The 25,339-nt window shown below is 71.3% G+C and carries 23 protein-coding genes; 13 read left to right on the top strand and 10 right to left on the bottom strand.

From position 1 onward, the window contains the following. From ACH4DZ_RS14350 to ACH4DZ_RS14385, 8 genes are all read left to right on the top strand, one after another. Positions 1-1,761 carry a B12-binding domain-containing radical SAM protein gene (locus ACH4DZ_RS14350; protein WP_398287368.1) on the top strand — a complete coding sequence of 587 codons (1,761 nt, stop codon included), beginning with the start codon at positions 1-3 and terminating at the stop codon, positions 1,759-1,761. A 156-nt stretch (positions 1,762-1,917) separates the two neighbouring features. Then, positions 1,918-2,766 carry a DUF692 family multinuclear iron-containing protein gene (locus ACH4DZ_RS14355; RefSeq protein WP_398287369.1) on the top strand — a complete coding sequence of 283 codons (849 nt, stop codon included), beginning with the start codon at positions 1,918-1,920 and terminating at the stop codon, positions 2,764-2,766. Further along, complete coding sequence (locus ACH4DZ_RS14360) at positions 2,763-3,581, top strand: hypothetical protein (protein ID WP_398287370.1); 819 nt, start codon at positions 2,763-2,765, stop codon at positions 3,579-3,581. Before ACH4DZ_RS14355 ends, ACH4DZ_RS14360 begins: the two co-directional genes overlap by 4 nt. Further along, positions 3,578-4,936: an MFS transporter gene (locus ACH4DZ_RS14365; protein WP_398287371.1), complete on the top strand. Its 1,359-nt coding sequence runs from the start codon at positions 3,578-3,580 to the stop codon at positions 4,934-4,936. The genes ACH4DZ_RS14360 and ACH4DZ_RS14365 overlap by 4 nt, the downstream gene beginning before the upstream one ends. Continuing rightward, complete coding sequence (locus ACH4DZ_RS14370; RefSeq protein WP_398287372.1) at positions 4,933-6,297, top strand: hypothetical protein; 1,365 nt, start codon at positions 4,933-4,935, stop codon at positions 6,295-6,297. Before ACH4DZ_RS14365 ends, ACH4DZ_RS14370 begins: the two co-directional genes overlap by 4 nt. Before the next feature lie 33 nt (positions 6,298-6,330). Beyond that, complete coding sequence (locus tag ACH4DZ_RS14375; protein WP_398287373.1) at positions 6,331-7,296, top strand: JmjC domain-containing protein; 966 nt, start codon at positions 6,331-6,333, stop codon at positions 7,294-7,296. Between the two features lie 135 nt (positions 7,297-7,431). Next, positions 7,432-8,430 carry an intradiol ring-cleavage dioxygenase gene (locus ACH4DZ_RS14380; protein WP_398287374.1) on the top strand — a complete coding sequence of 333 codons (999 nt, stop codon included), beginning with the start codon at positions 7,432-7,434 and terminating at the stop codon, positions 8,428-8,430. 217 nt (positions 8,431-8,647) lie between these two features. Beyond that, complete coding sequence (locus ACH4DZ_RS14385; RefSeq protein WP_398287375.1) at positions 8,648-9,031, top strand: hypothetical protein; 384 nt, start codon at positions 8,648-8,650, stop codon at positions 9,029-9,031. Here the strand turns inward: ACH4DZ_RS14385 and ACH4DZ_RS14390 are convergent. Then, positions 9,019-9,495, bottom strand: coding sequence for a hypothetical protein (locus tag ACH4DZ_RS14390; protein ID WP_398287376.1), 477 nt, complete (start codon positions 9,493-9,495; stop codon positions 9,019-9,021). The two genes, ACH4DZ_RS14385 and ACH4DZ_RS14390, sit on opposite strands and share 13 nt — an antisense overlap. A gap of 139 nt (positions 9,496-9,634) precedes the next feature. Here ACH4DZ_RS14390 and ACH4DZ_RS14395 point away from each other — a divergent pair, with 139 nt between their 5' ends. Next, the gene (locus ACH4DZ_RS14395; RefSeq protein WP_398287747.1) at positions 9,635-10,519 is read left to right on the top strand and encodes a DUF3152 domain-containing protein; all 885 of its coding nucleotides are present in this window, start codon (positions 9,635-9,637) and stop codon (positions 10,517-10,519) included. Positions 10,520-10,629: 110 nt separating this feature from the next. Here the strand turns inward: ACH4DZ_RS14395 and ACH4DZ_RS14400 are convergent, their stop codons facing one another. The 3 genes from ACH4DZ_RS14400 to ACH4DZ_RS14410 all read right to left on the bottom strand — a co-directional run bounded on the left by ACH4DZ_RS14400 (position 10,630) and on the right by ACH4DZ_RS14410 (position 11,970). Then, a complete protein-coding gene (locus ACH4DZ_RS14400; protein WP_398287377.1) occupies positions 10,630-10,827 on the bottom strand; it encodes a DUF397 domain-containing protein in 198 nt (65 codons plus the stop codon). An 82-nt stretch (positions 10,828-10,909) separates the two neighbouring features. Next, positions 10,910-11,110: a DUF397 domain-containing protein gene (locus ACH4DZ_RS14405; RefSeq protein ID WP_398287378.1), complete on the bottom strand. Its 201-nt coding sequence runs from the start codon at positions 11,108-11,110 to the stop codon at positions 10,910-10,912. An 8-nt stretch (positions 11,111-11,118) separates the two neighbouring features. Continuing rightward, on the bottom strand, positions 11,119-11,970 hold the full coding sequence (locus ACH4DZ_RS14410; protein WP_398287379.1) for a helix-turn-helix domain-containing protein: 852 nt from the start codon (positions 11,968-11,970) through the stop codon (positions 11,119-11,121). 223 nt (positions 11,971-12,193) lie between these two features. On the opposite strand from ACH4DZ_RS14410, the gene ACH4DZ_RS14415 reads away from it, so the two are divergent. Beyond that, on the top strand, positions 12,194-12,622 hold the full coding sequence (locus tag ACH4DZ_RS14415) for an ATP-binding protein (RefSeq protein WP_398287380.1): 429 nt from the start codon (positions 12,194-12,196) through the stop codon (positions 12,620-12,622). Between the two features lie 92 nt (positions 12,623-12,714). On the opposite strand, the gene metG is transcribed toward ACH4DZ_RS14415, so the two are convergent. Together metG and ACH4DZ_RS14425 are read right to left on the bottom strand one after the other, a co-directional pair. After that, positions 12,715-14,439 (bottom strand): methionine--tRNA ligase, encoded by a 1,725-nt coding sequence (gene metG, locus ACH4DZ_RS14420; RefSeq protein ID WP_398287381.1) that lies wholly within the window; start codon positions 14,437-14,439, stop codon positions 12,715-12,717. A 163-nt stretch (positions 14,440-14,602) separates the two neighbouring features. Then, positions 14,603-16,330 carry a VWA domain-containing protein gene (locus ACH4DZ_RS14425; RefSeq protein WP_398287382.1) on the bottom strand — a complete coding sequence of 576 codons (1,728 nt, stop codon included), beginning with the start codon at positions 16,328-16,330 and terminating at the stop codon, positions 14,603-14,605. A 237-nt stretch (positions 16,331-16,567) separates the two neighbouring features. On the opposite strand from ACH4DZ_RS14425, the gene ACH4DZ_RS14430 reads away from it, so the two are divergent. Continuing rightward, positions 16,568-18,679, top strand: coding sequence for a PhoX family protein (locus ACH4DZ_RS14430; protein ID WP_398287748.1), 2,112 nt, complete (start codon positions 16,568-16,570; stop codon positions 18,677-18,679). A 121-nt stretch (positions 18,680-18,800) separates the two neighbouring features. Here ACH4DZ_RS14430 and ACH4DZ_RS14435 read toward each other — a convergent pair whose 3' ends face one another. Next, a complete protein-coding gene (locus ACH4DZ_RS14435; protein WP_398287383.1) occupies positions 18,801-19,724 on the bottom strand; it encodes a LysR substrate-binding domain-containing protein in 924 nt (307 codons plus the stop codon). A 186-nt stretch (positions 19,725-19,910) separates the two neighbouring features. On the opposite strand from ACH4DZ_RS14435, the gene snpA reads away from it, so the two are divergent. Next, the gene (gene snpA / locus ACH4DZ_RS14440; RefSeq protein ID WP_398287384.1) at positions 19,911-20,588 is read left to right on the top strand and encodes a snapalysin; all 678 of its coding nucleotides are present in this window, start codon (positions 19,911-19,913) and stop codon (positions 20,586-20,588) included. A gap of 201 nt (positions 20,589-20,789) precedes the next feature. On the opposite strand, the gene ACH4DZ_RS14445 is transcribed toward snpA, so the two are convergent. Continuing rightward, positions 20,790-21,860, bottom strand: coding sequence for an endonuclease/exonuclease/phosphatase family protein (locus tag ACH4DZ_RS14445; RefSeq protein ID WP_398287385.1), 1,071 nt, complete (start codon positions 21,858-21,860; stop codon positions 20,790-20,792). Positions 21,861-22,188: 328 nt separating this feature from the next. After that, positions 22,189-22,989: an alpha/beta fold hydrolase gene (locus ACH4DZ_RS14450; RefSeq protein ID WP_398287386.1), complete on the bottom strand. Its 801-nt coding sequence runs from the start codon at positions 22,987-22,989 to the stop codon at positions 22,189-22,191. Between the two features lie 97 nt (positions 22,990-23,086). Between ACH4DZ_RS14450 and ACH4DZ_RS14455 the strand changes: the two genes are divergently transcribed. Then, positions 23,087-24,421 (top strand): PLP-dependent aminotransferase family protein, encoded by a 1,335-nt coding sequence (locus ACH4DZ_RS14455; protein WP_398287387.1) that lies wholly within the window; start codon positions 23,087-23,089, stop codon positions 24,419-24,421. Here ACH4DZ_RS14455 and ACH4DZ_RS14460 read toward each other — a convergent pair. Next, positions 24,336-25,259 (bottom strand): hypothetical protein, encoded by a 924-nt coding sequence (locus tag ACH4DZ_RS14460; protein WP_398287388.1) that lies wholly within the window; start codon positions 25,257-25,259, stop codon positions 24,336-24,338. The genes ACH4DZ_RS14455 and ACH4DZ_RS14460 overlap by 86 nt on opposite strands. Positions 25,260-25,339: the final 80 nt, after the last annotated feature.

The raw sequence follows: 25,339 nt of genomic DNA on the forward strand, positions 1-25,339 counted from the left end.
ATGGGCACGCTGACACCGCCGGCCATCGCCTTCGTCAACCCCTCGGTCGGCTTCTCCGACCGCCGTAAGTCCAAGCCCATCGGGCTGGCGTACATCATGGCCTACCTGGAGAAGGCCGGCTTCCCCAGCTCGGGCTTCGACTTCGGGGACTCCGAGGACGACGCCGTCGAACTGGCCGCGCTCTACGGACTCGACCGCTTCGACGTCGTCGGGTTCTCCGTCTACAACGAGTCGTTCCGCGCCGCGGTCGCCATGGCCGACTGGATCAGGAGCCGTCGACCGGAGTGCCTGATCGTCCTCGGCGGCCCGCACGCCACCGCCGTGCACGAGCACATCCTGCGCCGCCACCCCTGCGTCGACGTCGTGGTCCGGCGCGAGGGCGAGGAGGCGATGCTCGAACTGGTCCGCGGCCTCGACGACCGCGCCAAGCTGACCACGATCAGGGGCACCACCTGGCGCGCTCCCGACGGCGACGGCGACGGCGACGGAGACGGCGACAGCGACGGAGACGGCGGTGGCAATGGCGGTGGCGGTGGCGGTGGCAATGGTGGTGGTGGTGGCAATGGCGGTGGCGGTGGCGGCCTCCTGGTCAACGAGGACCGGGACTTCGTACCCGACCTCGATCAGATCCCGTTCCCCGACGCCGAGTTCGTCTCGCACTCCGGCTACCCCGATCTCACGTACTACGACGAGGTGCAGGGCCGGCTGAAGGCCGCGCTGACGATCTGCAGCAGCCGCAGCTGCCCGTACGACTGCTCGTTCTGCGGGGTGCTCACCATCGGCCGCAAGTACCGCTCGCGCGAGGCGGAGCGGGTCGTCGCCGAGCTGCTCCACTTCCGTGCGCGGCACGGCGTCCACTACGAGCACGTGTACTTCAGCGACGCCAACTTCTTCGTCTCGCCGACCCGTGCCCTGGAGGTCGCCGAGGCGCTGTACGAGGCCGACCCGCAGGTCACCTTCAGTTTCGGCACCCGGGTCAACCAGATCCTCAAGGCCGCCGAAGTCCTGCCCCGGCTCAAGGAACGCGGCCTGCGGTTCATCGAGCTGGGCATCGAGTCCGCCTCGGAACCGGTGCTGGAACGGCTCGCCAAGCATGTGAAACCCGAGGTCAACGTGGCGGCCGTACGCCTGTTGAAGCGCCTCGGCATCGAGATCTCCCTCGACTTCATCATGCTGGACCCGGCCACCACCCTGGCCGACATCCGCGCCAACATGGAGTTCCTGCGCGAGACGGGCTTCTACGACTACGTGCCGCACGACCACCTCTACACCGCGCTCGTGCTCTACGAGGGCACACCGATCCGCGACTTCTACGCCCGGCGGCTCGGTGTCGTCTTCGACCCGGACGAGCTGCCGAGCCCTTTCACGCTCTTCGAACTGCCCGAGGTACAGCGGTTCAGCGACACTTTGAGGGCCTTCCGCAGGCAGTGGCAGGACCGGATCGACGGGGCGTTGGCGCAGGGGGAACTCGCGCTCGCCTCCATCGGGGACGGCCCGGGTCTCCCCAGGGCATCGCACGCCGGGCTGCAGCTGGACGTCGTGTCGCTGCGCCACGCGCCCAACCTCCTCACGGAACGCCTGCTGGAGGACGCCGAAGCAGGCTTCCCCCTGCTGGACGCGGGCGGCCTCGAAGCGGTGCTGCCCCACCCGGGACACGACCGCGTCCCGCTGCACGACCTGATCGAACGCACCGAGGCCGTGGCGCGGGAGGCGGGCTTCGCGCGGGCCCCGGGCGCCGTCGGCCCGCACGGGAGGGACTAGCGCATGGAAAGCACCGACCACACCCCCACAGCCACAGCCACAGCTACAGCTACAGCTACAGCCCTAGCCCCAGCGACCGGCACGCGGGTCCCGGTCCCCGAACCGGGGCCGCCCGGTGTCCGCGGGATCTGTTTCAGCTGCGACTCGATCAAGGACATGGACATCGCGGAGGAGGTGGCCACCAGGCTCGGCGCCACAGCCACAGCCACAGCCACAGCCCCGGCCCCGGCCCCGGCCCCGGCGACAGCCACCTGGTACAGCGTCGGCATCCTCGCCACGGACCAGGAACTGGCCCTGCGCTGCGCCGACTTCTGCCGTCGGCACGGGCTGCACGCGCTGTTCCACCCCCTCGACCTGGACGTGTGCGGCACCGACCCGCTCGACGACCGGCTGCTGCGCCTGCTCGGCCGGCGCGCCGACGAACTCGACTCGCCCTGGCTCAACATCGACCTGGCGATGTGGGTCCGCCAAGGGGAGACCCTGCTGGAGTCCCTGGTGCCCATGCCGCTCGTCGACGAGGCGGTCGACTGGGCGGTGGACCGTGTCAAGCACGCCCAGGACGTCATCGGCCGACCGCTGACCATCGAGAACGCGCCCTACCCCTTCGTGGTCGGCGACCAGGACATCCTCACCCTGATGACGCGCATCGCGGAACGCGCCGACTGCCTGATGACCATCGACGTCGGACACCTCTACGGGCTGCGGGTGCAGCGGGGGCTGCCGCCGGTGCTGCCGAGCGACGACGACATCGCCTGGGACCGGGTCGTCGAGGCGCACATGAGCGGCACGTTCGTCCGGCGCTTCGAGGGCGGGGTGCGCCTGGTCGACGACAAGCACGACTGGCCGGTCGGCGACGAGGTGTGGGAACTCGCCGACGCGCTGCTCCCCCGCGCTCCCCGGCTGCGCTCGGTGATGGCCGAGGCGGAGGGCATGAGCGCCGACGAACTGACCGAGAGCGTACGGCGCTTCGCCCGCCGGGCCGACCACTGGTGGAGCACCCCGTGACCCGAGACGCACTTGACCACGTCAGGCCCGACCACGTCAGGCTCGACTACGCCAGGCTGACCGACACGACCTGGCGCATCCTCAACGCGACCCCGGGCCGCCGTGCCGAACTGCTCGACACACTGCCCCCGGCCGAGCGCGCGGTCGTCGCCGAGGGCACCAGCGGGCCGGGCTTCGACATGGAGCAGGCCCGGCGTCGCAAGACCGTCGCCAACGTGCTGAACGTCAGCTTCCCGGTCACCTTCTTCGCGTACTACGGGCGGACCGGCGCGGAAGGCCTGCACACCTTCCTGGACAGCGAGTTCTGGCAGCGGCGTCCCGCCCAGCCCGGGTCCGTCTTCCCGCCCGCGGCCACCGCGTCGGCCGCCTTCGCCGGGTACCTGCGCGCGTCCGACTGGATCGCCCGGCAGGAGGACTGGGTCGGCGAAGCCTTCGCCTTCGAGGACGCCCACCTCTTCGGCGGGGCGACGACGGACGCGTACCGGGACTGTGCCGGTCGTCCCCGGCTGGTGGCGGGCGCCTGGACGGCGGAGGCCACGTTCGACGTACCCGCGTACGGCAGGCTGCTGCGTGAGCGGGGCACCGTCGATCCCTGGCCCGAGGCCCTGCTGCTGGTGAAACGCCGTCCCGCGCCGCTCGCCGTCATCTCGCTCCCGGCCGGTGAACGCGTCCGCCGGGTACGCCTGACGGGTGACACGGTCGCCGCACTGCGCTGGCTCTGGGACACGGGAGCGCACATGCCGGAGGGCGCCGCCGGGACACCCGCCTACGTCAGGGCGGTCGGCGCCGGACTGGTGGACGGGGCCGCCAGGTGACCTCCCCTACGTCCCAGGGCCTCCGTCGGGTCCGGCGCGGCTATCTGCTGGTGTCCGGCCTCGACTACTTCGCCGACATGCTCCTCACCGTGACGTCGGTCCTGCTGCTGCAGTCGCTGGGCATGGGTTCCGGTGCGGTGTTCGCCCTGATCGCCGCGGTGTGGATCGTCGAAGGGGTCTCCGAGATCCCCACGGGCGTCCTCGCCGACCTGCTCGGCCGTCGCGTCTCGGTCGCGATCAGCTTCGTACTGCGGGCGGTCGGCTACAGCGCCCTGTTCTTCAGCGGCAGCGTGTACGTCGCCGCCGCCGGGGTCCTCCTCGCCGCGCTGGGCGGCACCTTCGCGTCCGGCGCCCTGGAGGCCTGGGCCGTGGACGAGACCGGGGCCAGGGACCCGGGCGCCCTGGACCGTCTCTTCGCCCAGGGCAAGATCGCCGAGAACGCCGGCCTCGTACTGGGCACGCTGACCGGCGCCGCACTGGGCACGCTGGACCTGGCACTGCCCCAGATCGTCGCGGGCGTCTCCTGCGCGCTGGCGGCCGTACTGTCCCTGCGGCTCATGACCTGCCGCCCGAATCCGGAGCGCACCGGCCCCGGCACCGGCTCCGGCCCCGGCACCGGCCCCGGTCCCGGTCCCCGCGAGGGCTTCGCCCCCCGCCTGCGGGAGTCGTTCGGGGAGGTCATGGCCGGGACCCGGCTCACCCTGCGCGGCGACAGGGTACTGATCGCCCTGATCGCGGCCACCGCACTGCTGTGGCTGTTCCGGGGCATCCCCGGCGTGCAGTGGACGGTCGTGTACGAGGGACTCGTCGGCGGCGATCTGCTGGTGCTCGGCGCGATGCGCAGCGTCGGCTCGCTGCTGGAGATCCCGTTGCTCGGCTGGACCATGAGCCTGCAGAAACGCCGGGCCGCCGCGCGCCGGACCGTCATCGTCACCGCGTCCACGACCGGCGCGCTGGCGCTCGTCTGCGCCGCCGCCGTGCGGGAACCGGCCGTTTCGATCGTCTGTTACGTCTGCTTCTCCACGGCGTTCGGCCTGTGCATGCCCGGCGTCCGGGCGGCCATGAACGAACGGATCGACAGCGGGCACCGCGCCACCGTGCTGTCGGTGGCCTCGCTGTTCAACAGCCTGTTCACCGGCGGCGGCCTGATCCTGACCGGCCTGGCCGTGGGCGACCTAGGCAGCGCGGCCGTGGCCTGGCCGCTCGCCGCGGCGGGCTTCGGGGTGGCGGGGCTGTGGGTGGCCTCGCTGGCCGTACGGGAGGGGGCGGCGCCACCCGAGGGACCGACCCCGCCGATGGCGGAGCCGACGGCGGCGAAACCGACGACGGGACCTCAGGAGGTGCCCGCGCCATGACCGCCGTCCACCCGGCCCCCGCGGCCCCGGCCCACATCGAGGATCTGCTCGCCGATCTCCAGCTGGAGCGCGCCGGGCTGCCCGGCCGGGATCCGGTTCCGGCGGCCCGGCGGGCCCGGCAGGCCGCCGACGAGCTGGCCGGCCTGGGCCTTTCCCGGTTCGTGGCCGAACTCCTGGGGGAGTCGGCACCCGTGCCCGCCCCCGGGGCCGTACTCGACCTGGAGGCCGACGAGGAGGGCCGGCGGGCCTCGTACGAGATCTGGTGTGCCGAGGCGCGTGAGCTGACCGGGGAGGTCTGGCGGTGGCTGACCGACCGCCGCCGCGCAGCCGCCGCCGAATCCCCTGGCCACGGTGAACTGCCTTGGTGGTGCGGGGAGTCGGCGCTCCCGTTGCCCAGCGACTCCGTACGGCGGCTCGCCGAGGTGGCGGCCCCGGTGCCGGATCTGTCGGAGACCGCCGAGGCCTGGGCCCGCCCGGCCGGACTGCGCGGCCCGGCCACAGCCGAGTACAACTGGCGCTTTCTGCTGCTCGGCAAGGGCCTGCGCGGGCGGCCGGGCGGGGCACTGCCCCCGCTGAACGAGCTGATCACCCGGCTCGTCGGGGAGGCGCGGCGGCACGGGCTGCTGCCGCCCGGTCACCGGGTGCGGGTGCTGCGGCGCCCGAACACCCCGTCCATGGTCATGCCCGTACGGCTGCCCGGTGCCTCGCTGCTCTCTCTGCCGACCGCGGTCACTCCGGTGACGGTCCAGTACCTGCAGCACGAGCTGGCCCATCTAGCCGAGCATGCGGCGCGCCCGGCGGGGGCGCCGCTGGCCGACCGGTGGACGTTCGATCCGCTGCGGTCGGAGGGCTGGGCCCTGCTGCTGGAGCAGTCGGCCGGGTCGACGGCGTTTCTCGCCCGGCTGGGGATCGACGAGGAGACCGCCGCGGTCCTCGCCCGCTTCTTCGCCGAGGAGGAGCACTTCAGCCGTGGCCTGATGGCGGCGGACCTGGCCCTCGACACGGACCTCGCGGGCTGCCGGACGTCGGCCGAGGCACTGGAGGCCGCGTCGGCGGTGGCCGCCGGCACCGGACTGCGGTGGGCTCCGGAACTGCTCCTGCTGCGGCAGACCCGCGTCCTGCACTGGCGTTCCTACCTGGCGGGTTACGCCTGGCGGGACACCGTCCGCGCGGGACTCGTCGCCCGCTTCGGCGCGGGCTGGGCGGACAGGGCGGAGGCCTGGGCGCTGTTGCGGGGCGCGCTGGCCCGTACCGGGCCGGTGGCGGGATCGGCCGCCGGATTCCTGGCGGCGCTGACCGCGCGCGCACCGGCCTCACTGGACGCCCGAGTCGCAGGAGCCGTACACGTTCCGAGTCCATGAGCACGAGCATGAGCATGAGCACGAGGAGGCACGATGACGGTGACAGTTGGCTCGGCCGGCTCTGCGGAGGCGGCGGAGGCTGAGGCTGAGGAGGCGGCGGAGAACGAGGTGGGGGCCGGGCCGCGGGACGCGCTGCGGCTGCTCTGCCGTGACCCCCGTACCGCGGACGGCCTGCCGTGGGGGAGGGCCCACGCCGTCTTCGATGCCTCGCCGGACGTCGCCGAGGTCGTCGCCCGACAGGACCTGGAGGACTGGCTGGACTGCGGCCTGCTCCACTACCCGGTGCTGAACGCGATGCGCGGCGGCACCCCGGTACCGCCCGAGGAGCTGACCCGGGTCCTGCACGTGTCCGGCGACCCCCGGGGCGGTTACGTGGACGGGGCGAAGGTCCGGTCCCAGCTGGCGGCCGGGGCGACCGTGGTCGTGCAGAACCTGCACGAGTGGCACCGCCCCGCACAGCGACTGTGCCGACGCCTCGCGCGACTGTTCTCGGCCAGAGCCGGGGCCGTGGCGTTCTGGACGCGGGCGGGGGAGGACGGCCTGCGCGTCCACCGGGACGACGGCCATCTGTTCGTCGTCCAGATCACCGGGACCAAGCGCTGGTACCTGTACGACACTCCGCGCGAGGCGGCCGACTGGCGCCCCGGATACGTACCGGAACAGGCCGTTGCGGGCGCCGAGACCGTTGACCTGCGGCCCGGCCAGGTGCTGTATCTCCCGGAGGGCATCGCCCACCACACCCGCACCCTCGACACGGAGTCCGTGCACGTCACCGTCGCGATCCGGGAACCCGGACTGCGGGACACGGTCGAACTGGCCGTACGCGCCTGTCTCGCGCGCGTTCCGGACCACGCCGCCCTCTCCGGGACCACCGCCGAGCGCGAAGGGGCCGCCGACGACCTGCTCACCCGGCTCGCCGACGCGCTCGGACGGGTGGACCGGGCGGCCCTGGTCCGTGACGTGTCGAGGCGGGCGGCCGAGACGCGCGGGAGCCGCTGAGCCGCGGCCGTCCGGAACCCCCAGCCCGGAGGGTTCGACCGCGGCCGATCAATTCGCGCCACGTTTCGTACGCGAACGGTAATCCACAGTCCGCGCCCACGTTGTTGACAGCGTTCTTACCTAGCTTCCTCGCTCATGACGGAAAACATGACGGAAAGTCAGTCGGTCCAGGGGCCGAAACACAAGCGGAACGTGACGCGGCGCAAGGTGGTCGTGGCAGGTGGCGCGGCGGTCGCCGCGGTGGGCGTGGGCGGCACGATCGCTGCGACCGCGAACGCCGGCCAGACGGCCGCGAGCGCGAAGGGCGCGTCGGCGAGCGCCACGTCGACCGCCGCGGAGGGCTGCTACAAGCTCACCTCGGAGACCACCGAGGGGCCGTACTACATCGATGCCGACAAGCTCCGGCAGGACATCACCGAGGACAGAGAGGGCATCGCGATGACCCTCCGCCTCAAGGTGATCGACAACGAGACCTGCAAGCCCGTCAAGAACGCCGCGGTGGACATCTGGCACTGTGACGCGCTGGGTCTCTACTCCGGTTACGAGGACCTCTCCGGCGGTGGCGGCGGTGGCGGCACACCGCCCAGCGGAACGCCCACCGACGTGCCCTCCGGCACCCCGACCGGCTCGCCGACCGGTCCCCCGCCCGGCGGTGGCGGTGGCGGCCACCAGGAACCCACCGACGACAAGCGCTACCTGCGTGGCACGTGGAAGACGGACAAGCAGGGTTTCGTCACCTTCAGGACGGTCTTCCCCGGCTGGTACCAGGGGCGTTGTGTCCACATCCACACCAAGGTGCATGTCGGCGGCACCTGGACGGACGCCGGTTACGAGGGCGGGAACACCTGTCACACCGGCCAGTTCTTCTTCGACGAGGAGTCGGTGCTCGCCTCGGCGGAGGTCGAGCCGTACTCCACGTCGACGACCGAGCGCACGACGCTCACCGAGGACACGATCTACGACCAGTCCGGTACGGCCGGCGGTCTCCTCAAGCTCAAGTACAAGAAGAACGCCATCGCGAAGGGTGTGCTCGGCACCATCACGATGGGCGTCGACCCGGACACGACGCACGAGGGCACGGACGACGCGGTGCAGCCGGGTGCGACGGCGTCGGCGTCGGCTTCGGTGAGTTGAGCGGGTGACCGCCGGCTGAGTCGGCTGCACGGGAACGCGCACGGAGAATGGGCCCGGGACGAAGGAAATCCCGGGCCCATTGGGGTGATCAGGTGATCAGGTGACCCACAGGGTGTTCGTCGAGTGCGCACAGCACCAGGGCGTCTGATGGCAGGTGCGAGGGTGAGAACACCCCGCGGGACGCCGGCGGCGCCGGACGAGATCACCGGAGGAGAACATGGGATTCGCCGTGCTGCTCGCACTGTTGCTGATCGCCGGAGCGGTGGTCGCGAGGCGCCGCTGGGGCCGGACGCGCGGAATGTCCGTCCTGGACGCGGAGGCCGACGCCAACCGCTGGGTGGTCCGGCTCGGTGCAGGCTTGTCGGCTCTCGACGTACGGACCCGGGCGGGGGCCGACGGGATGGCGGCGCAGTCCCTCGCGGATGCCTCCGAAGGCCTGCGCACGGCCCGGGCCGAACTGGCCACCGCCCGTACGGCGGCCGAGTACGCCCGGGTGACACGGACGGCCGCCGAGGGCCTGGACCATGTCCGCAGCGCTCGTACCTCCCTCGGCCTGGACCGGGCCGACGCGGAGGCCCGGCGGAGTGCTCAGGTGTCGTAGGTGCCGTCCCAGGGCGGGCCGAAGCCGAGGCGGTCCGGGTACAGCTCGGCCCAGGGTTCGCCCTCGTCCTCGCCGGTCAGCAGGCCGAACAGCACGCCGTCGCGGGTGAGCCGGAAGGGCTGGAGCGCGATGTCCGTGTAACGGCGCCGGGGAAGACTGCGGAGCAGCTTCGCGAGATGGGCCTGCGCCTGGGCGAGGACCGAGTCGGGCCCCTGCGGGTTGCGCTGCTGCTGGGCCCAGCTACCGGCGCACCAGATCTCCGAGTCGCGGTAGCGGCCCTCTGTATCGAAGGTATGAAGCACCGTGAAGAGTCGTTTGTGCTCTTCCCAGCCGTCGTCGGGGTGGTAATCCTCGGGGAAGGCATAGGCGACCGACCCCAGGAATTGCCCCTCCGCGTAGTGACCGATGGCATCGGTGCGGTGGCGCGGCTCGTACGCGATCGGGATGACCTGGGGGACTGCCATGACGAAACCATACGGATGAATCGTGCACATGCCAGGAGCGGGGTCCCGTAACGGGGTGCGCGCAACTGGGCGTTACGGCTTCGTTATCCGCTGAGCCAGAACCCAACACCTCGCGTATTCACTCTTGATGCTCATGACCATGATCGACCGCCGTGCGACCAAGCCGTCCCCGACCGCGAGATCCCGCCGTCGTCGCAGAGGCTCCACGGACGGTGGCAGGGGAAAGGGACCCCTGTTGTGGGGCTTGGCGGCGCTGGCGGTGTTATCGACGGCGGCTCTGGCAGTGAGCGGAACGACGCCGGCGGCCTCCACCTCCGACGACTCCGCCGACGAACCGGAGGCGGCGGTCGACGAGTCGAGCCGGCCCTCGCCCGAGAGCGAGCCCAGTGCGAGCCGGGGAAACGAGGAATCACCGGACTCGGCCCCCTCGTCCGCCCCCTCGGCCTCACCCTCCATACCGTCGACGGGGTCTGGCAGGTTCACCACGGCCGGTGGCGGCAGCGGAACCGTGGGAAAGGGCGCCCGCACGCTGCGCTACAAGGTCGTCGTCGAGAACGGTCTCGCGCAGTCGGCGGCGGACGTGGCCGCTCAGGTGGAGGGCGTACTGGCAGACCGACGAGGCTGGACGGCCGACGGCCGGTCGGGCTTCAAGCGGGTCTCGACAGGTTCGGCCGACTTCGTCGTACGGCTGGCCACACCGGGAACGGTGGACGAGATCTGCGGCCGCTACGGCCTGAACACGCGGGGCGAGGTCAACTGCAGTGTGGGCAAGGACGTGGTGGTCAACCTCAAGCGCTGGCTGCTGGCGACCCCGGTCTACGCCGACGACGTGGACGCGTACCGCGCCCTCATCATCAACCACGAGGTCGGCCACTTCCTCGGCCACGACCACGTCACGTGCCCCGGCCCGGGCAAACCGGCCCCGGCGATGATGCAACAGATCAAGGGAATGCGGGGCTGCACCCCGAACGTCTGGCCGTACGACACGAAGGGGCGACTGGTCACGGGGCCGAGGGTGCCGTGAGCGGGGCCTTCGGGGCGACCTGCCCCCGCCCGGTCGGGGCGGGAGCTTTGCCGAGTCATGACGCGGCTAGTCGTCCGTGAAGATCGCGTCGGCGGAGAGGGCGACGACAGCTACGCGCTGCGGAGGGCGCCGGAACGTATGCCGTGGAGGAGGCGGGCGAGGGAGGTGGGGGTGGTGACGAGTTCTATGGAGGGGGCGTCGCTCTCGCGGAGGCGAATGGTGTGGGCCTCGGTGGTGAGTTCGACGCAGGCGTTGCCGTCGCCGCCGCCGGAGAAGGACGACTTCTGCCAGTTGTCGAGGGTCGTCATGGCGCGCCTCACAGCTCCTTCGTCAGCCTGTGGATGAAGTCACGCGACCGTTCGGGTTCGAGCGGCGTCGGCTTCGGCACTCTCATTCGCTGCCGACGGCGCCGCCAGAACGTATGCCCTGGAGGAGGTGGGCGAGGGAGGCGGGGGTGGTGACGAGTTCTGTGGAGGGGGCGTCGCTCTCGCGGAGGCGAATGGTGTGGGTCTCGGTGGCGAGTTCGACGCAGTTGTTGCCGTCGGCGCCGCCGGAGAAGGACGACTTCTGCCAGTTCTTGGGGGTGGGCATGGTGCGCCTCACAGTTCCTTGGCCAGCCGGTGGATGAAGTCACGCGACCGTTCGGGTTCGAGTGACACGGTCTTCACCTTATGAAAGAGGGTTCGCAACGCTGTGAGTTGTGCCTCGGAATCAATGGAGGCGGTTCCGTGGGCGGTATCGCGAAGCGCTGTATCCAGCTTGGGTACCGCGCCACCCGCGTACGCCATTGCGCTCCACGCTCCGCCGAAGTCGTCAAGGTCGAAGGGGATCACGCGAGTAGTGATGTGATCGGCTTCGGAGTATTCCAGGATGCGAGTCAACTGAGCTTGTGTGGCGCTCCGGCTGCCGACTCGGATGCGAAGGGCCGACTCGTGGATCAGCGCTTCGTACGGGATGGGTGTGGGACCGGCAATGATCACCTTGCGTTCCATACGGTGGCCCACTCGCAATTCCAGATCCTTGTGCGGAAGTTCTGGGACGCGGTACGAGAAGAGTCCGCGAGCGTAGTCCTCTGTCTGGAAAAGGCCGGGGACATGCAGGAACTCGACATCGAACCGGTGCGAGGCGTGGTGTTCCAACTCGGCGATGTCCAGGAACGAGACCGGCAGCAGGCCCTGATACTTCTCCCACCAGCCACGGGTCCGGTCAGTTGCCATTGATACCAGGGCATCGATCAACTGGCCGTCGGAACAGGAGTAGATGGCGGCGAGTCGGCGGACGGTGTTCTCGCTCATGCCGACGACTCCGGACTCGATCTGACTCAACCGTGCCGAGTCCGTTCCCAGCGCCGCAGCAGCCTCGCGCCCCTTGAGGCCGACGGCCTCGCGCAGCCTCTGCAACTCGGTGCCGAGGCGCATCTGGCGTGCGGTTGGTTGCCGTCGCCGAGCCATGGATTCTCCTCGTCACAACGGCGGTGCGGGTTGCCTCGTTCGGGGGCAGATTATGACAGCTGGTTGCACGAGACCAACTTTGGTCTCTACCGTCAGTGATGCGACGCACACCCTGCGACATCCCGGGGACTCCGGAAGCGCACCACTCCGTCCTGCCACGACGGCTGCGGCATGCCACTACTCCCCACCTCACCCTCCCCCATTCATGGAACGGAGTTCCCGCATGCCGCAAAACGTCAACGAGCTCGAACCCTGGGAGTACACGCTCAGCATTCCCAACGACCCCCGCGCCGTGACGGTCTGCCGCCGTACCCTCCGCCTCATCCTCACGATCCACGGCCTGATCCGCCTCACCGACGTCGCCGAGCTGCTGGCGACGGAGCTGATCTCCAACGCGGTGTCTCACGCGAAGGGTCCCGCCGCCCTGCGCCTGCGCTGGCGGGACGGGGTCCTGCGGATCGGTGCGTGGGACGGGGACCCTGACCCTCCGCAACCGACGGCTGCCTTCGCGAACTTGGCGGACTCGGCGGAGTCGGAATCGGGCCGAGGCCTCGCCCTCGTCCAGGCCTGCGCGGACGTCTGGGGCTGGTATCCACTGCCGAGGAATGGAAGCGGGGGCAAGTACGTGTGGTGTGACCTGGGCGTCGCGTAGTCCTCGGTTCCGGGTAAGCGAACGGGGTGGTCGGGCACCGTCGTCGTACGGTGTCCGGCCACCCCGGGTGGGAAGTGGGAGGCGCGGCGTCGTTACTCCGGCGCCCCGCCGAAGCGCTCCTTGTACGTTTCCAGGTCCTCGTCCGTGATCTTGGCGAAGAGGACCGGGGGGACCGTGAAGGGGGTGCCCGCGGGGAGCGAGTCCAGGGACTTGGCCTCCTCCTGCGTCACCCACGTCGCCGTGTCGTTCGGGAGGGCGAAGGCCGCGCGCATGGCGGCCGACGAGGACGGGATGAAGGGCTCCGAGACCACCGCGTACAGGTGGATCAGGTTCATCGCCGTGCGCAGGGTGAGCGCCGCGCCCTCCGGGTTCGTCTTGATCTCCAGCCAGGGGGCCTTCTCCTCCAGGTAGGAGTTGCCCGCCGACCACAGGGCGCGCAGGGCAGCCGCCGCCTTGCGGAACTGGAGTGCTTCCATCTGGGTCTCGTAGTCGGCGAGGAGTGACGCGATCTCCTCGCCGAGCTTCGCCTCCACCTCGCCCGCGTCCGCGCCCGCGGGGACGTCGTCGCCGAAGCGCTTGCGCGAGAAGGACAGGACGCGGTTGACGAAGTTGCCGAGGGTGTCGGCCAGGTCCTTGTTCACCGTCGCCGTGAAGTGCTCCCACGTGAACGACGAGTCGTCCGACTCGGGGGCGTTCGCGATGAGGAAGTAGCGCCAGTAGTCGGCGGGGAGGATGTCCAGGGCCTGGTCGGTGAAGACTCCGCGCTTCTGCGACGTCGAGAACTTACCGCCGTAGTACGTCAGCCAGTTGAAGGCCTTGAGCTGGTCGACCTTCTTCCACGGCTCCCGTACGCCCATCTCCGTCGCGGGGAACATCACGCTGTGGAAGGGGACGTTGTCCTTCGCCATGAACTCCGTGTACCGCACGTCCGACGCGCCCGCCGGCTCGTACCACCACGACTTCCAGTCCCGGTTCTCCTCCGGCGCCGCGTCCGCCCACTCCTTCGTCGACCCGATGTACTCGATCGGCGCGTCGAACCAGACGTAGAAGACCTTGCCGTCGGCGGCCAGCGTCGGCCAGGTGTCGGCCGGGACCGGTACGCCCCAGTCCAGGTCACGGGTGATCGCGCGGTCGTGCAGACCCTCGGTCAGCCACTTGCGGGCGATGGAGGACGCGAGTTGCGGCCACTCGTCCGCGACCTCGTCGATCCACGCCTCCACCTCGCCCTGCAGCTTCGACTGGAGGAGGAAGAGGTGCGTCGTCTCGCGCACTTCGAGTTCCGTCGAACCCGAGATCGCCGAGCGCGGGTCGATCAGGTCGGTCGGGTCCAGGACGCGCGTGCAGTTCTCGCACTGGTCGCCGCGCGCCTTGTCGTAACCGCAGTGCGGGCACGTGCCCTCGACGTAGCGGTCCGGCAGGAAGCGGCCGTCGGCCGGCGAGTACACCTGCCGGATCGCGCGCTCCTCGATGAAGCCGTTCTCGTTCAGCCTGCGGGCGAAGTGCTGCGTCAGCTCCGCGTTCTGCGGGGAGGAGCTGCGGCCGAAGTGGTCGAAGGCGAGGGCGAAGCCGTCGTAGATCGCCTTCTGCGCGTCGTGCGCTCCGGCGCAGAATTCGGCGACCGGCAGGCCCTGCTCCTTCGCCGCCAGTTCGGCCGGGGTGCCGTGCTCGTCCGTCGCGCAGATGTAGAGGACATCGTGGCCGCGCTGGCGGAGGTACCTGGCGTAGACGTCCGCCGGGAGCATGGACCCCACCATGTTGCCCAGGTGCTTGATCCCGTTGATGTACGGAAGGGCGCTGGTGATGAGGTGTCGAGCCATTGCGGGCTGCTCCCGAGTCGCTACGTGGGGTGACGTCCGGTCGAGTGCTGCTTCGACTTTCGGCCGTCTTACGAACCTTGAAATCGTAGCCGACATGGGTGGGCCGCCCGCTCCTCGTTTTATGGGACGAGAAGGGGCGGCCCGGGTGGGGTCCCGCGAGGGGTCACGGGCGCCAGTTCGCCAGTACGCCCTCGTAGATCTCCGCGTCCGTGAGCTCGCGGGGCGTCGGGCCCGCGTGGAAGAAGGCCGTGTTGTCCGACTTCAGCTTGCGGAGGTAGTCGAAGGCCTTGTTGTCCTGCTCGCCGAACGCGACGAAGGAGAAGAAGAGGCCGGGGTGGCTCTTCGCCGCCGCCGTCAGGGCCTGGGTGGCCGGGGTCTTGGCGTCCGGGGCGCCGTCCGTCTGGAAGACGACCAGGCCGGGCTCCGCGGGAGCGCCCGACTTCTCGTGCAGGGCGATCACTTCCTCCACGGCCGCGTGATAGCTCGTACGGCCCATGCGGCCGAGGCCGGCGTGGAGTTCGTCGATCTTGTTGTCGTGCTCGGCGAGGGTGAGTTCGCCGGTGCCGTCCAGCTCGGTGGAGAAGAAGACGACCTGGACGTTCGCCTCCGGCGTGAGGTGGGCCGCGAGGGCGAGGGTCTGCTCGCCAAGTGCCTGTGCGGAGCCGTCCTTGTAGTACGGGCGCATCGACGCGGAGCGGTCGAGGACCAGGTAGACCTTGGCGCGGGCGCCGGTGAGGCCCTGGTTCGCCAGGGCGGTGGCGGCGGCCTTGTAGGCGCTGAGGAGGGCGGGGGCCTGGGAGGCGACTGCGTCCTCGTCCCCTGCGGTCTCGGTCGCGGCGGTCGCGTTGGTCTCGGTGGCGGGTTCGGTATCGGGTTCGGTTTCGGGTGCCGCCTCGGCCTTGGCTTCGGGGGCCGACGGCTTCTCTGCCTCTGCCGCGAGGGGCTCGGACTTCGGCTTCGGCTCCGGCTTCGAGTCCGGCTCGGGCTCCGGGGTCACCTCGGCGACGGCCGCCTCGATCTCGGCCTCCGCGTCGGCGGCCTCCTCGGCGGCGACGGCCTCGGCCTCCGGCTGGACGACCGGCTCGGTCTTCGGCTTCGGCTCCGGCTCCGGGACGAGCTGGATGACCAGCTCGGGTTCGGCATCGGCCGCGGCAAGCACGGGCTCGGGGGCCGACTCGGGCGTCGGTTCGGGTGCCGGTACAGATGCCGGTACAGATGCCGGTTCGGCCGCGGTGACGGGCTCGGGCTTCGCCTCAGCCTCAGCCTCTGCCTCTGCCTTTGCCGGCTCGGGTGCCACTACGGGCTCCGGGTCGGCCGCCGCAGCGGCTTCCGGCTCGGGTGCCGCCACCGGCTCGGCCGCCGGAGCGACCTCGGTGGCCTCTTCGGTGGCCTCTTCGGTGACCTCGGCGGCGACGGGCTCGGGCGTCGGCTCCGGCTCCGGTGCCGTCTCGACGACGGGCTCCGGGTCAGCCGCAGGCTCGGGCTCGGACTCCGCGACCGGCTTCGCCTCAGCCTCAGCCTTCGTTGCAGCTTCAGTTTCAGCGTCAGCGTCAGCCTGCGTCGCAGGTGCTGCCGTCTGCTTCGGGACCGTCACGTTGTCGAACGCCGCCGAGACGAGGTCGTCCACCGAGGACGCCTTCGTCCCGGCCTTGCGCTCGGTCGTACGCTCGGCCCCGGCCCCGGTCACAGCCTCGGGCTCGCGCTCCGTGGCCGGTGCGGGGACAGAGACCTCAGGCTCGGCTGCCGCAGGCGTGGGCTCGGGAGCCGTCTCCTGCCGGGCCGCCGGCACCGTCGGCTCGGCGGCGGCAGTTGCGGAAGGGACCGCGGCAGCGGCAGCGTCCCCCTTGCGTGACTTTCCGAACGCATTCCGCAGGCGGGTGAGAATGCCCATGTGCGCAACCCTTCGCATGAGTTGGTTCCGTCAATCCCTGGCCAGGACGGACACGTAAGGTTAGCCGCCAGGACCGAAGATCTTTATCGGGCCCAAACATGGGCCCGGTCCCCGCACGCCTGTCGGGGTCAAAGCCCTTTTGGCTGGGCCCAGTTCACTCTCCGTTCACCCTGCGTCCGCGCTCTCGCACGCGCGTGCCCCTAGCGTCACGGCAGACACAGACATAGGGGAGTGAACGTGCGCAACCTGCTGCCGCTGATCGGCTCGACCGGCTCACACCCGGGCGGCCGTTCCGAGATGACCTGTCGGTACCGCTGTGGTGACGCCTGCTTCCACCCGGCGCCCAACACCAGCGCCAACGAATACGTCGGCGACGTCATCGCCGGAGCGCTCAGCCGTCGTTCCATGATGCGTGCCGCCGCCGCGGTGACCGTGACCACGGCGGCGGCCGGGAGCGCGGTCCTCGGCGCCGGCGCGGCCCCCGCCGCCGCCCAGCCCGCCGGAGCCGCCACCATCTCGAAGGGCTCGCTCGGCTCGCACGGCTCCCAGGGTTCGAAGGGCAAGGCCGCCCGCGGCCTGCGCTTCACCCCCGTCGCGCCGAACACCACCGACGCCGTCACCGTCCCCGAGGGCTACGGTCAGAACGTGGTCATCCGCTGGGGCGAGCCCATCCTGCGCGGCGCCCCCGCCTTCGACCCGGACCAGCAGACCGCGGCGGCGCAGGCCGGCCAGTTCGGCTACAACTGCGACTTCCTCGCGCTGCTCCCGCTGCCGGGCGAGCGCGGCCGGCAGCTGCTCGTGGCGAACCACGAGTACACGGACGAGGTCCTGATGTTCAAGGGCTACGACCCCGCGAACCCGACCCGCGAGCAGGCCGAGATCGCATGGGCCGCGCACGGTCTGGGCGTCGTCGTGGTCGAGGAGGAGCGCAGGACCGGCAGGCTCACCGCCGTGCCCCGCCACCACCTCAACCGCCGTGTCACCGCGACCACCGAGTTCAGGGTGACCGGCCCGGCCGCGGGCTCGGCCCTCCTGAAGACCTCCGCCGACCCGACCGGCAGGAAGGTCCTCGGCACGCTCAACAACTGCGCCGGCGGCGAGACCCCCTGGGGCACGACGCTGCACGGCGAGGAGAACTTCAACCAGTACTTCGCAGGCGCGAGCCGCACGACCGACGCCCGCTACGGGATCGGCACCGGCGCCACCGAGCGCAAGTGGGAGCGGTTCGACAAGCGCTTCGACGTCGCCCAGGAGCCGAACGAGGTCCACCGCTTCGGCTACATCGTCGAGCTGGACCCGTACGACCCGACCTCGACGCCCCGTAAGCGGACCGCGCTCGGGCGGTTCAAGCACGAGGGCGCGACGATCCGTCTCACGGACGACGGCCGCCCGGTCGCCTACACCGGTGATGACGAGCGCTTCGACTACATGTACAAGTTCGTCGGCAGCAAGCGGATGCGCCACGGCAACAGCCGCGCCGCCCGCGAGCACAACCTGACCCTCCTCGACGAGGGCACGCTGTACGTCGCCAAGCTCAGCGGTGACTCCCCGGCGATCGAGATCGACGGCACCGGCAAGCTCCCGTCGGACGGCGAGTTCGACGGCAGCGGTACGTGGATCCCGCTGGCCACCGCCACCGCCACCGCCAAGGGCGCCGTCTCGCACGTCCCCGGCATGACCGCCGAGGAGGTGTACGTCTTCACGCGCCTCGCCGGTGACAAGGTGGGCGCCACCAAGATGGACCGGCCGGAGGACATCCAGCCCTCCCCGCACACCGGCAAGGTGTACGTCGCCCTGACGAACAACACCAACCGCGGTGTCGGCTCCAACGCCAAGGTGGACGAGGCCAACCCGCGCAACGCCAACAAGCACGGGCACGTCCTGGAGCTGACCGAGCGCCGCAACCGCGCCGACGCCACCAGCTTCGCCTGGTCGCTGTTCCTGGTCGCGGGCGACCCGAAGGACCCGGCGACGTACTTCGCGGGCTACCCGAAGGACAAGGTCAGCCAGATCTCCTGCCCGGACAACGTGGCCTTCGACCCGCACGGCAACCTGTGGATCTCCACCGACGGCGCCCAGCTCGGTTCCCACGACGGCCTGTTCGGCGTGGCGACCAAGGGCGACCGGCGCGGTGAGCTGAAGCAGTTCCTGACCGTGCCGAAGGGCGCCGAGACCTGCGGCCCGCTCGTCCAGGACCGCCGCGTCCTGGTGGCCGTCCAGCACCCGGGCGAGATCACCGGCGCGACCGTCGAGAACCCGGCGAGCGTCTGGCCCGACGGCCCGGGCAGGATCGTTCGCCCGTCGGTCGTCTCGGTCTGGCGCAAGGACGGCGAGGACATCGGCGTGTGATGCGTACGGGAACGGGGGCGCCTCCTGCAACAGGGGGCGCCCTCGCCCCAAAGGGGCGCGGGGAACTGCGCGGCCGGCCCCCACCGGACCCGCACCCGACCGTCCCGACACCCGACCGCCCCTACACCCCCACCAGATCCAGCCACTCCCCATAGCCGGGGGCGGCCCGCGCGACCTCCGCGTACGCCTCCCACAGCTCGGGGAACACAAGGTCCAACTCCCCCTCCGTACGCGCCGCGAGCACCAGCCGGACCCCCAGCGGATCCCCCTGGATCCGCCGCACCGCCATCTCCGGCCGTGGCTGGCACGTCGGCTGGCACACCGTGACGACCTCGCCGGTTGCGACCAGCGAGGCGGCCGTGTGGTAGTCCCCGTGCAGCACCCGGGGCCGCAGCCCCGCCGTCCGCAGCATGCGGTGCACGGCGTCCCACTCGCCGTCGACCGTCGGGTCGATCATCCACCGGTCCCCGGCCAGGTCGGCGAGCCTGACCTCCGTTCGCGCGGCAGCCGGATGGTCGGCCGGCAGCGAGACGAACTGCGGTTCGCGGTCGACCAGCACCCGCAGCGCGAGCCCGTCCGGGATGCGCAGCGAACTGCCCTCCACCTCGTGCACGAAGGCCACGTCGAGCCGGCCGGCGGCGAGCATGCGCAGCAGGGCGTTCGGGGAGACGTCCATCTGCAGGACCGGTTCGTGCTGCCGGGCGCGCAGCCGGCGCAGCCAGCCCGCGAGGGCGCGGCTCGCGGTGGAGCCGATACGGAGCTGGGGCCCGTCGGCGTCCGTCGCGGCGGCCCGTGCCTCCGCGACCAGCGACCGCATTTCGGCCACCAGCGGGCGGGCGCGGCCCAGCACGACCAGGCCGAGCGTGGTCGGCCGGCAGCCGGTGCGTTCGCGGAGGAAGAGGGGGCCGCCGAGCTCCTGCTCGATGCGTTTGAGCTGGGTGCTCAGCGAGGGCTGGGCCACGCCGAGCTGCCGGGCGGCCCGGTGCAGGCTGCCGGTGTCGGCTATGGCGCACAGTGCGCGGAGGTGCCTGACCTCTAGGTCCATGTCGCCGGAGCCTAAAGCGGAAGTACAGCTTTCACCAGACGCACAAATCCCACCCAAATCAAGTGAGTCGGGCGATCGGATGCGTACGGATAGCTGTGTCCTATCGCCTGTTGGCATCATCACAGCCGCCTCACAGAAGCCGAAACTCCTCGGTGACGACTTCACCCCCCACGCAAGGAGTCATCGATGCGACTGTCCACACCCATGCTCTCCGCCGCGCTCGGCCTCGGCCTCACCGCCGCCGCGCTCGGTACCGTCCCGGCCTCGGCGGCCCAGGCACCGGAGCCGGCGTCCACCGGTTCCGTCGCTTCCGTGGCGGGCGCGGGCTACAACGGTTCCGGCGAAGAGGCGAAGGCCAACGAGGCCTTCTTCGAAGCCGTGCTGAAGTCCGTGGCCGAGAAGCGCGCCGCGAACCCGACGTCCGCCGCCGCCGTCACCGTGGTCTACAACGCCTCGGCGGCGCCGTCCTTCGCCACCCAGATAGCCCGCAGCACGTCGATCTGGAACAGCTCCGTCTCGAACGTCAAGCTCCAGGCCGGCAGCAGCGGGGCGAGTTTCACGTACCGCGAGGGGAACGACTCGCGCGGTTCGTACGCGTCCACGGACGGGCACGGCAGAGGGTACATATTCCTCGACTACCGGCAGAACCAGCAGTACGACTCCACGCGCGTCACCGCCCACGAGACCGGGCACGTGCTCGGACTCCCCGACCACTACTCCGGGCCGTGCAGCGAGCTGATGTCGGGCGGCGGGCCGGGTACGTCCTGCACGAACTCGATCCCCAACAGCGCGGAGCGCTCCCGCGTGAACCAGCTGTGGGCCAACGGCCTCGCGAAGGCCCTGGCGAAGGTCAACCAGGACTGAGGTCGACCAGGGCTCAGGTCGACCAGAACTGACGTCGACCAGGACCGATCCAGTGTCGAGGCGGTGCGGAGTCGGCGCCGCACCGCCTCGGCGCCGGGACCGAGAGGTCCCCCTCGGATGTACCACCCCACCCCCCACGGACGTGGGCCGCCCCTCCTGCACAGAGGGCGGCCCACGTCGTGTTCCCGGGTACGGGTCCCGCTAGGTGCTCTTGCGCAGGGTCAGGTCCACGACCAGGGCCCGGTGGTCGGTGTCGTCCAGATCCAGGAAACGGGTCCTGGTCGCCGTGAAGCCCCGGGACACCAGGACGTGGTCGATCTGGGCACCGAAGGCCGGGGCGGTCAGGGCGGGCCAGCTCGGCGTACGGGTGTCGCCGGTGAGGCGGGCGCCGTCCATGAAGCCGGTGTCCAGGATGCGGCGGAAGGCCGCGTGGTCCTGGGTGGCGTTGAAGTCGCCCGCGACGACGGTGGGCCGGCCGATGTTCGCGGCGGCGTAGTCGCGCAGGGCGGCCAGCTCCTTGCGCCAGGTGCCCAGGTGGGACGGCAGCGGCGGCATGGGATGGGCCAGCTGGAGGCGGATCTCCTGGCCGTCCACGTCGGCGGTGGCGCCGGGCATGCCCAGGGTGGCGGGGATGCCCTTCGCGGGCGTGAGGGGATGGCGGCTGAGGATGACGGAACCGTCGGATCCCTCGGAGGTGGCGCTCTCGACGGCCTGCCGGTAGGGGTAGACGCGCTCTCCGGGTTCGGCGGTGGACCTGCCCTTGGCGTCCTTGCCGAAGGCCTGGTCCAGCTTCTTCTGGCAGGTGTCCTCGCACTCCTGGACGAAGACCAGGTCCGGGCGCTGTTTCGAGACCGCCTCGATCAGGCCGTCCGTGGCCCGGCCGAACTCGACGTTCGCGGTGAGCACGCGGATCTCGGCGACCGGGACGCCGCCGGGTTCCATCGTCTTGCCGTACGGCTCGATGTACCAGGCGGTCACCGCGAGGGCGGCCACGCCCCAGACGAGGCCGATGCGCCAGTGGGACAGGGCGGCGAAGAGGAGGGCGACGGCGGTGGGGGCGAGGAGCCAGGGGAGGAACGCGAGCAGTTGGGGGATGGGGGTGATGGCGTCCGTGTCTGCCACGCGGCAGCCGAGCACGATGCTCACGGTGAGGAGGAGGAGGGCTGCGAACCAGGCGCCGGGGCGGGTGGTGCCGTGTCTTGACGGTGGGACGTTGGCGTCCCTGGTGCGCTCGCCCGTCTTTGCCCCCGTCGTCGTGCCGTGCAAGGCCACGTCTTCCACTCCTTCTGTCCCCCCACCCACCCCGGTCATCTGCATGGATCCTCCCTCAAAGACGGGGGGAGTGTGTGGGGGGTTGCGTGGCGGGGGGTCGTCTGCGGGCCCGGTGGGGGCTTGTCGCGCAGTTCCCCGCGCCCCTGAAGGCAAAAGATTGCGCCGTTCCCCGCGCCCCTGAGAGGCGGGGCTGCGCCCCGGCCTGAACCCTTCGGCTGCGGGTCCGGTGGGGGTTGGCCGCGCAGTTCCCCGCGCCCCTAAGAGCGCCCCTGAAGGGGCAAAAGCTGGGGCGCAGTCCCGCTTTTGAGGGGCGCGGGGAACTGCGCGCTCAGCCCCCACCGGCCCGCACCCGGTCGCAGCGGGTCAGCAGCCCGGCCAGGGCCTCGTTGAAGTGGGTCGGCTGTTCCAGGTTCGGCATGTGGGATGCGGAGCCTACGACGCACAGCGTCGAGTCCCGCACAGCCGCGTGCATCGCCTCCGCATCCCCCACGGGAGTGAACTCGTCGTCCTCCCCCACCACCACCAGCGTGGGAACGCCGACCCGGGTCAGCAGCTCCCGGTAGTCGGGCCGCTCCGCCCGCCCCCGCAGGGCCGCCGCGGCCCCCTCCGCCGACGTACCCGTCATCATGCGGCGGACATGCGCCACCACCTCCGGACGGGCGTACGGCGCGACCATCCGGTACAGGACCTCCTCGGCGTACCCGCCCATCCCCTCGCGCAGCAGCCGGTCGGCCGTCGCGCCCCGGGACCTCTTCCCCTCCGGGGTCTCCGCCGCCGGGAACGTGTCCGCCAGGAGCAGGCCCCGGATCCGCCCGGGGAACAGCCGGTAGCACTCCATGGCGATCTGGCCGCCCATCGACAGTCCCCCGAGGACGAATTCGGGTACCCGGAGGTCGTCGAGGAGGGCCGCCACGTCCTCGGCGAAGACGGAGAGCGGGGTGGTCCCGGGGACGACCGGGGACGCGCCGTAGCCCCGCAGGTCCGGCGCGATCACCCGGCGGTCCTGGGCGAAGGCCGCCACCTGGGGAGCCCACATCGTGCGGTCGAAGGGGTGGCCGTGGATCAGGACAAGGGGCAGTGCCGTGGCGGCATGCGGGCCTTTGTCCTCGTATGCGAGGAAGGGAGCCATGATCGGACCCTAGATCCCCCCAACTCCTCGGTGCAATAAGATCTTTGCTCTCGGTGCAATCCGGGCGGGCTGCGGACGTGTTTCAGGAAGGGGCGGCGTGGAGGACTATCGGCGTATCGCCGACCGGCTGGCCGAGGAGATCTACTCGGGGCGGCTGAAGGCCGGCGAACGGCTGCCGCCGCAGCGCGTGTTCGCCCGGCGCCGGCACATCGCGGGAAGCACGGCCGGGCGGGTGTACGGCGAGCTGGTGCGGCGCGGCCTCGTCGTCGGCGAGGTCGGGCGCGGCACCTTCGTACGAGCCGCGCCGCCCCCCTCCGGCCGGGCCCTCGCGGAGGCCACGCACGAACACGACCCCCAGGTGAAGATCAACCTGGAGCTCAACTACCCCTCCGTACCAGGGCAGTCGGAGCTGATGGCCGACGGGCTCGCGCCGCTGCTGCGGGCCGACGTGCTGGGCGAGGCCACCCGTACCGTCCCGGCCACCGGGACCCCCGCCGCGCGCGAGGCCGTCGCGGGGCTGCTCGCGGGATGCGGGTGGCGGCCCGCGCCCGAACAGCTCCTCTTCGCGGGCAACGCCCGGCAGGCCATCGCGGGCGCCCTCGCCTCGCTGGTACGGCCCGGCGGGCGGGTCGGCGTGGAGGCGCTGACGTATCCGCTGGTCAAGGAGATCGCGGAGCGGATCGGCTGCACGCTCGTGCCGCTCGCCACGGACGAGGAGGGGCTGCGGCCCGATGCCGTCACCGCCGCCCACCGCGCCGCCCCGCTCTCCGCCCTCTACGTCCAGCCGACGCTGCACAATCCGACCGGGGTGACGGCGGGGGACGCGAGGAAGCGCGAACTGGCCGGTGTGGTGCGGGACTTGGACCTGCCCGTGGTCGAGGACCGCATCTGGTCCTTTCTTCACGAGGAAGGCGTGCCGTTCGCCGCGTACGCACCCGAGCGCGTCCATGTCGTCGACGGCCTGTCGAAGCGGGTCGCGCCCGGGCTGACCATCGGTTTCCTCGTCGTGCCCGGGGAGCGGGCCGGGGCGGTGGGCGGGGCCCTGCGGTCGGGCGGCTGGACGGCGGGGCGGTTCGCGCTGGAGGCGGGTACGCGGTGGATCCGGGACGGCACCGTCGAGCGGCTCGTCGGCAAGAAGCGGGCCGACGCGGCCCGGCGCCAGCGCGTCGTCGCGGAACTGCTCGACACGTTCACGGTCCGGGCCGACCCGTACGCGTACTACGCCTGGTGGGAGCTGCCCGCGCCCTGGCGCGCGGACACCTTCACGGCCGCCGCCGCCGCACGCGGGGTCGCGGTCACTCCGGGGGCCGCCTTCGCGGTGGGGCCGCAGGGCGCGCCGGACGCCGTCAGGCTCGGGCTCGCGTCGGTTCCGGTACCGGTGCTGGGACAGGCGCTGCGGACGCTGCGCGACGTCGCGCGCGGACGTCCGTGAGCCAGGTCGCCAGCGCCACCGTGAGGCCGAGCGCGAGGATGAACCAGGTCGCGGTGCGCAGGGTCTCGGTGAGGGCGTCGTAGACCGCTCCCGCCGCGGCGCGCGAGACGTGCTCGGGCAGGCCCGCGAGGGTCAGGGCCCGGCCGACGACCGTGGCGAGGGCCAGCAGGGCGGCGCCCAGGGCCATGCCGAGCGCGGTGGCCGTGACGGCACGGCGGCGGCGTACGGCCAGCAGGATGCCGCCCAGGGCCAGGGCGACCGCCGCCAGCGGCAGCCAGAAGCCCGCGATCTCCAGCACGGGGAAGCCTTTCCGCAGGGAGCTCAGCTCGTGGGCCCCGAGGACCGTGACCTCGGTGTGCTCGACGGGGATGCGGTTCGCCAACGGCACGCGGTCGTCGGCCAGTTGTGCCTTGAGGCGGGCCGTGACCGGAGCCAGGTCGAGTGTGACGGCACCCTCGCTGTCGCTGCGCAGGGCCCGCAGGACGGCATCGTGCGCGGCCCGGTTCGCCGTGGTCCAGGCCGCGCGGAAGGCCTCCGTGCCGGTGAAGGACCGCACCGCCCGGTGGACGTACGCGCGGACCTCCCCCTCCAGCGGCCCGACCTCGACCTCGCTCATGATCCCGTCCGTGACGGTGTCCGCGATGGCGCCCTGGACGTCGGGCCCGGCGGCGAGCGGCGCCATCGTGTCGACGTACCGCCCTGTGTCGCCGATCTCGTACTTCGCCCACGCCGAGAGCCCGCCCAGCGGCACGAGGACGCAGGCGAGCACGATCAGCAGCGCCGAGAGGACTCTTCGCGGCGCCGAGAGGTCGGTGTCAGGGCCTGTGTCTTTGCGCACCCCTCAAGGAAGAACCCCGGCCGTGCCCTCCGCCATCGGGGCACGGCCGGGGTGACTGCATCCGGACGCGGATTGCGTTC

It is taken from the genome of Streptomyces sp. NPDC017991, assembly GCF_044328075.1.
Classification (GTDB): Bacteria; Actinomycetota; Actinomycetes; order Streptomycetales; family Streptomycetaceae; genus Streptomyces.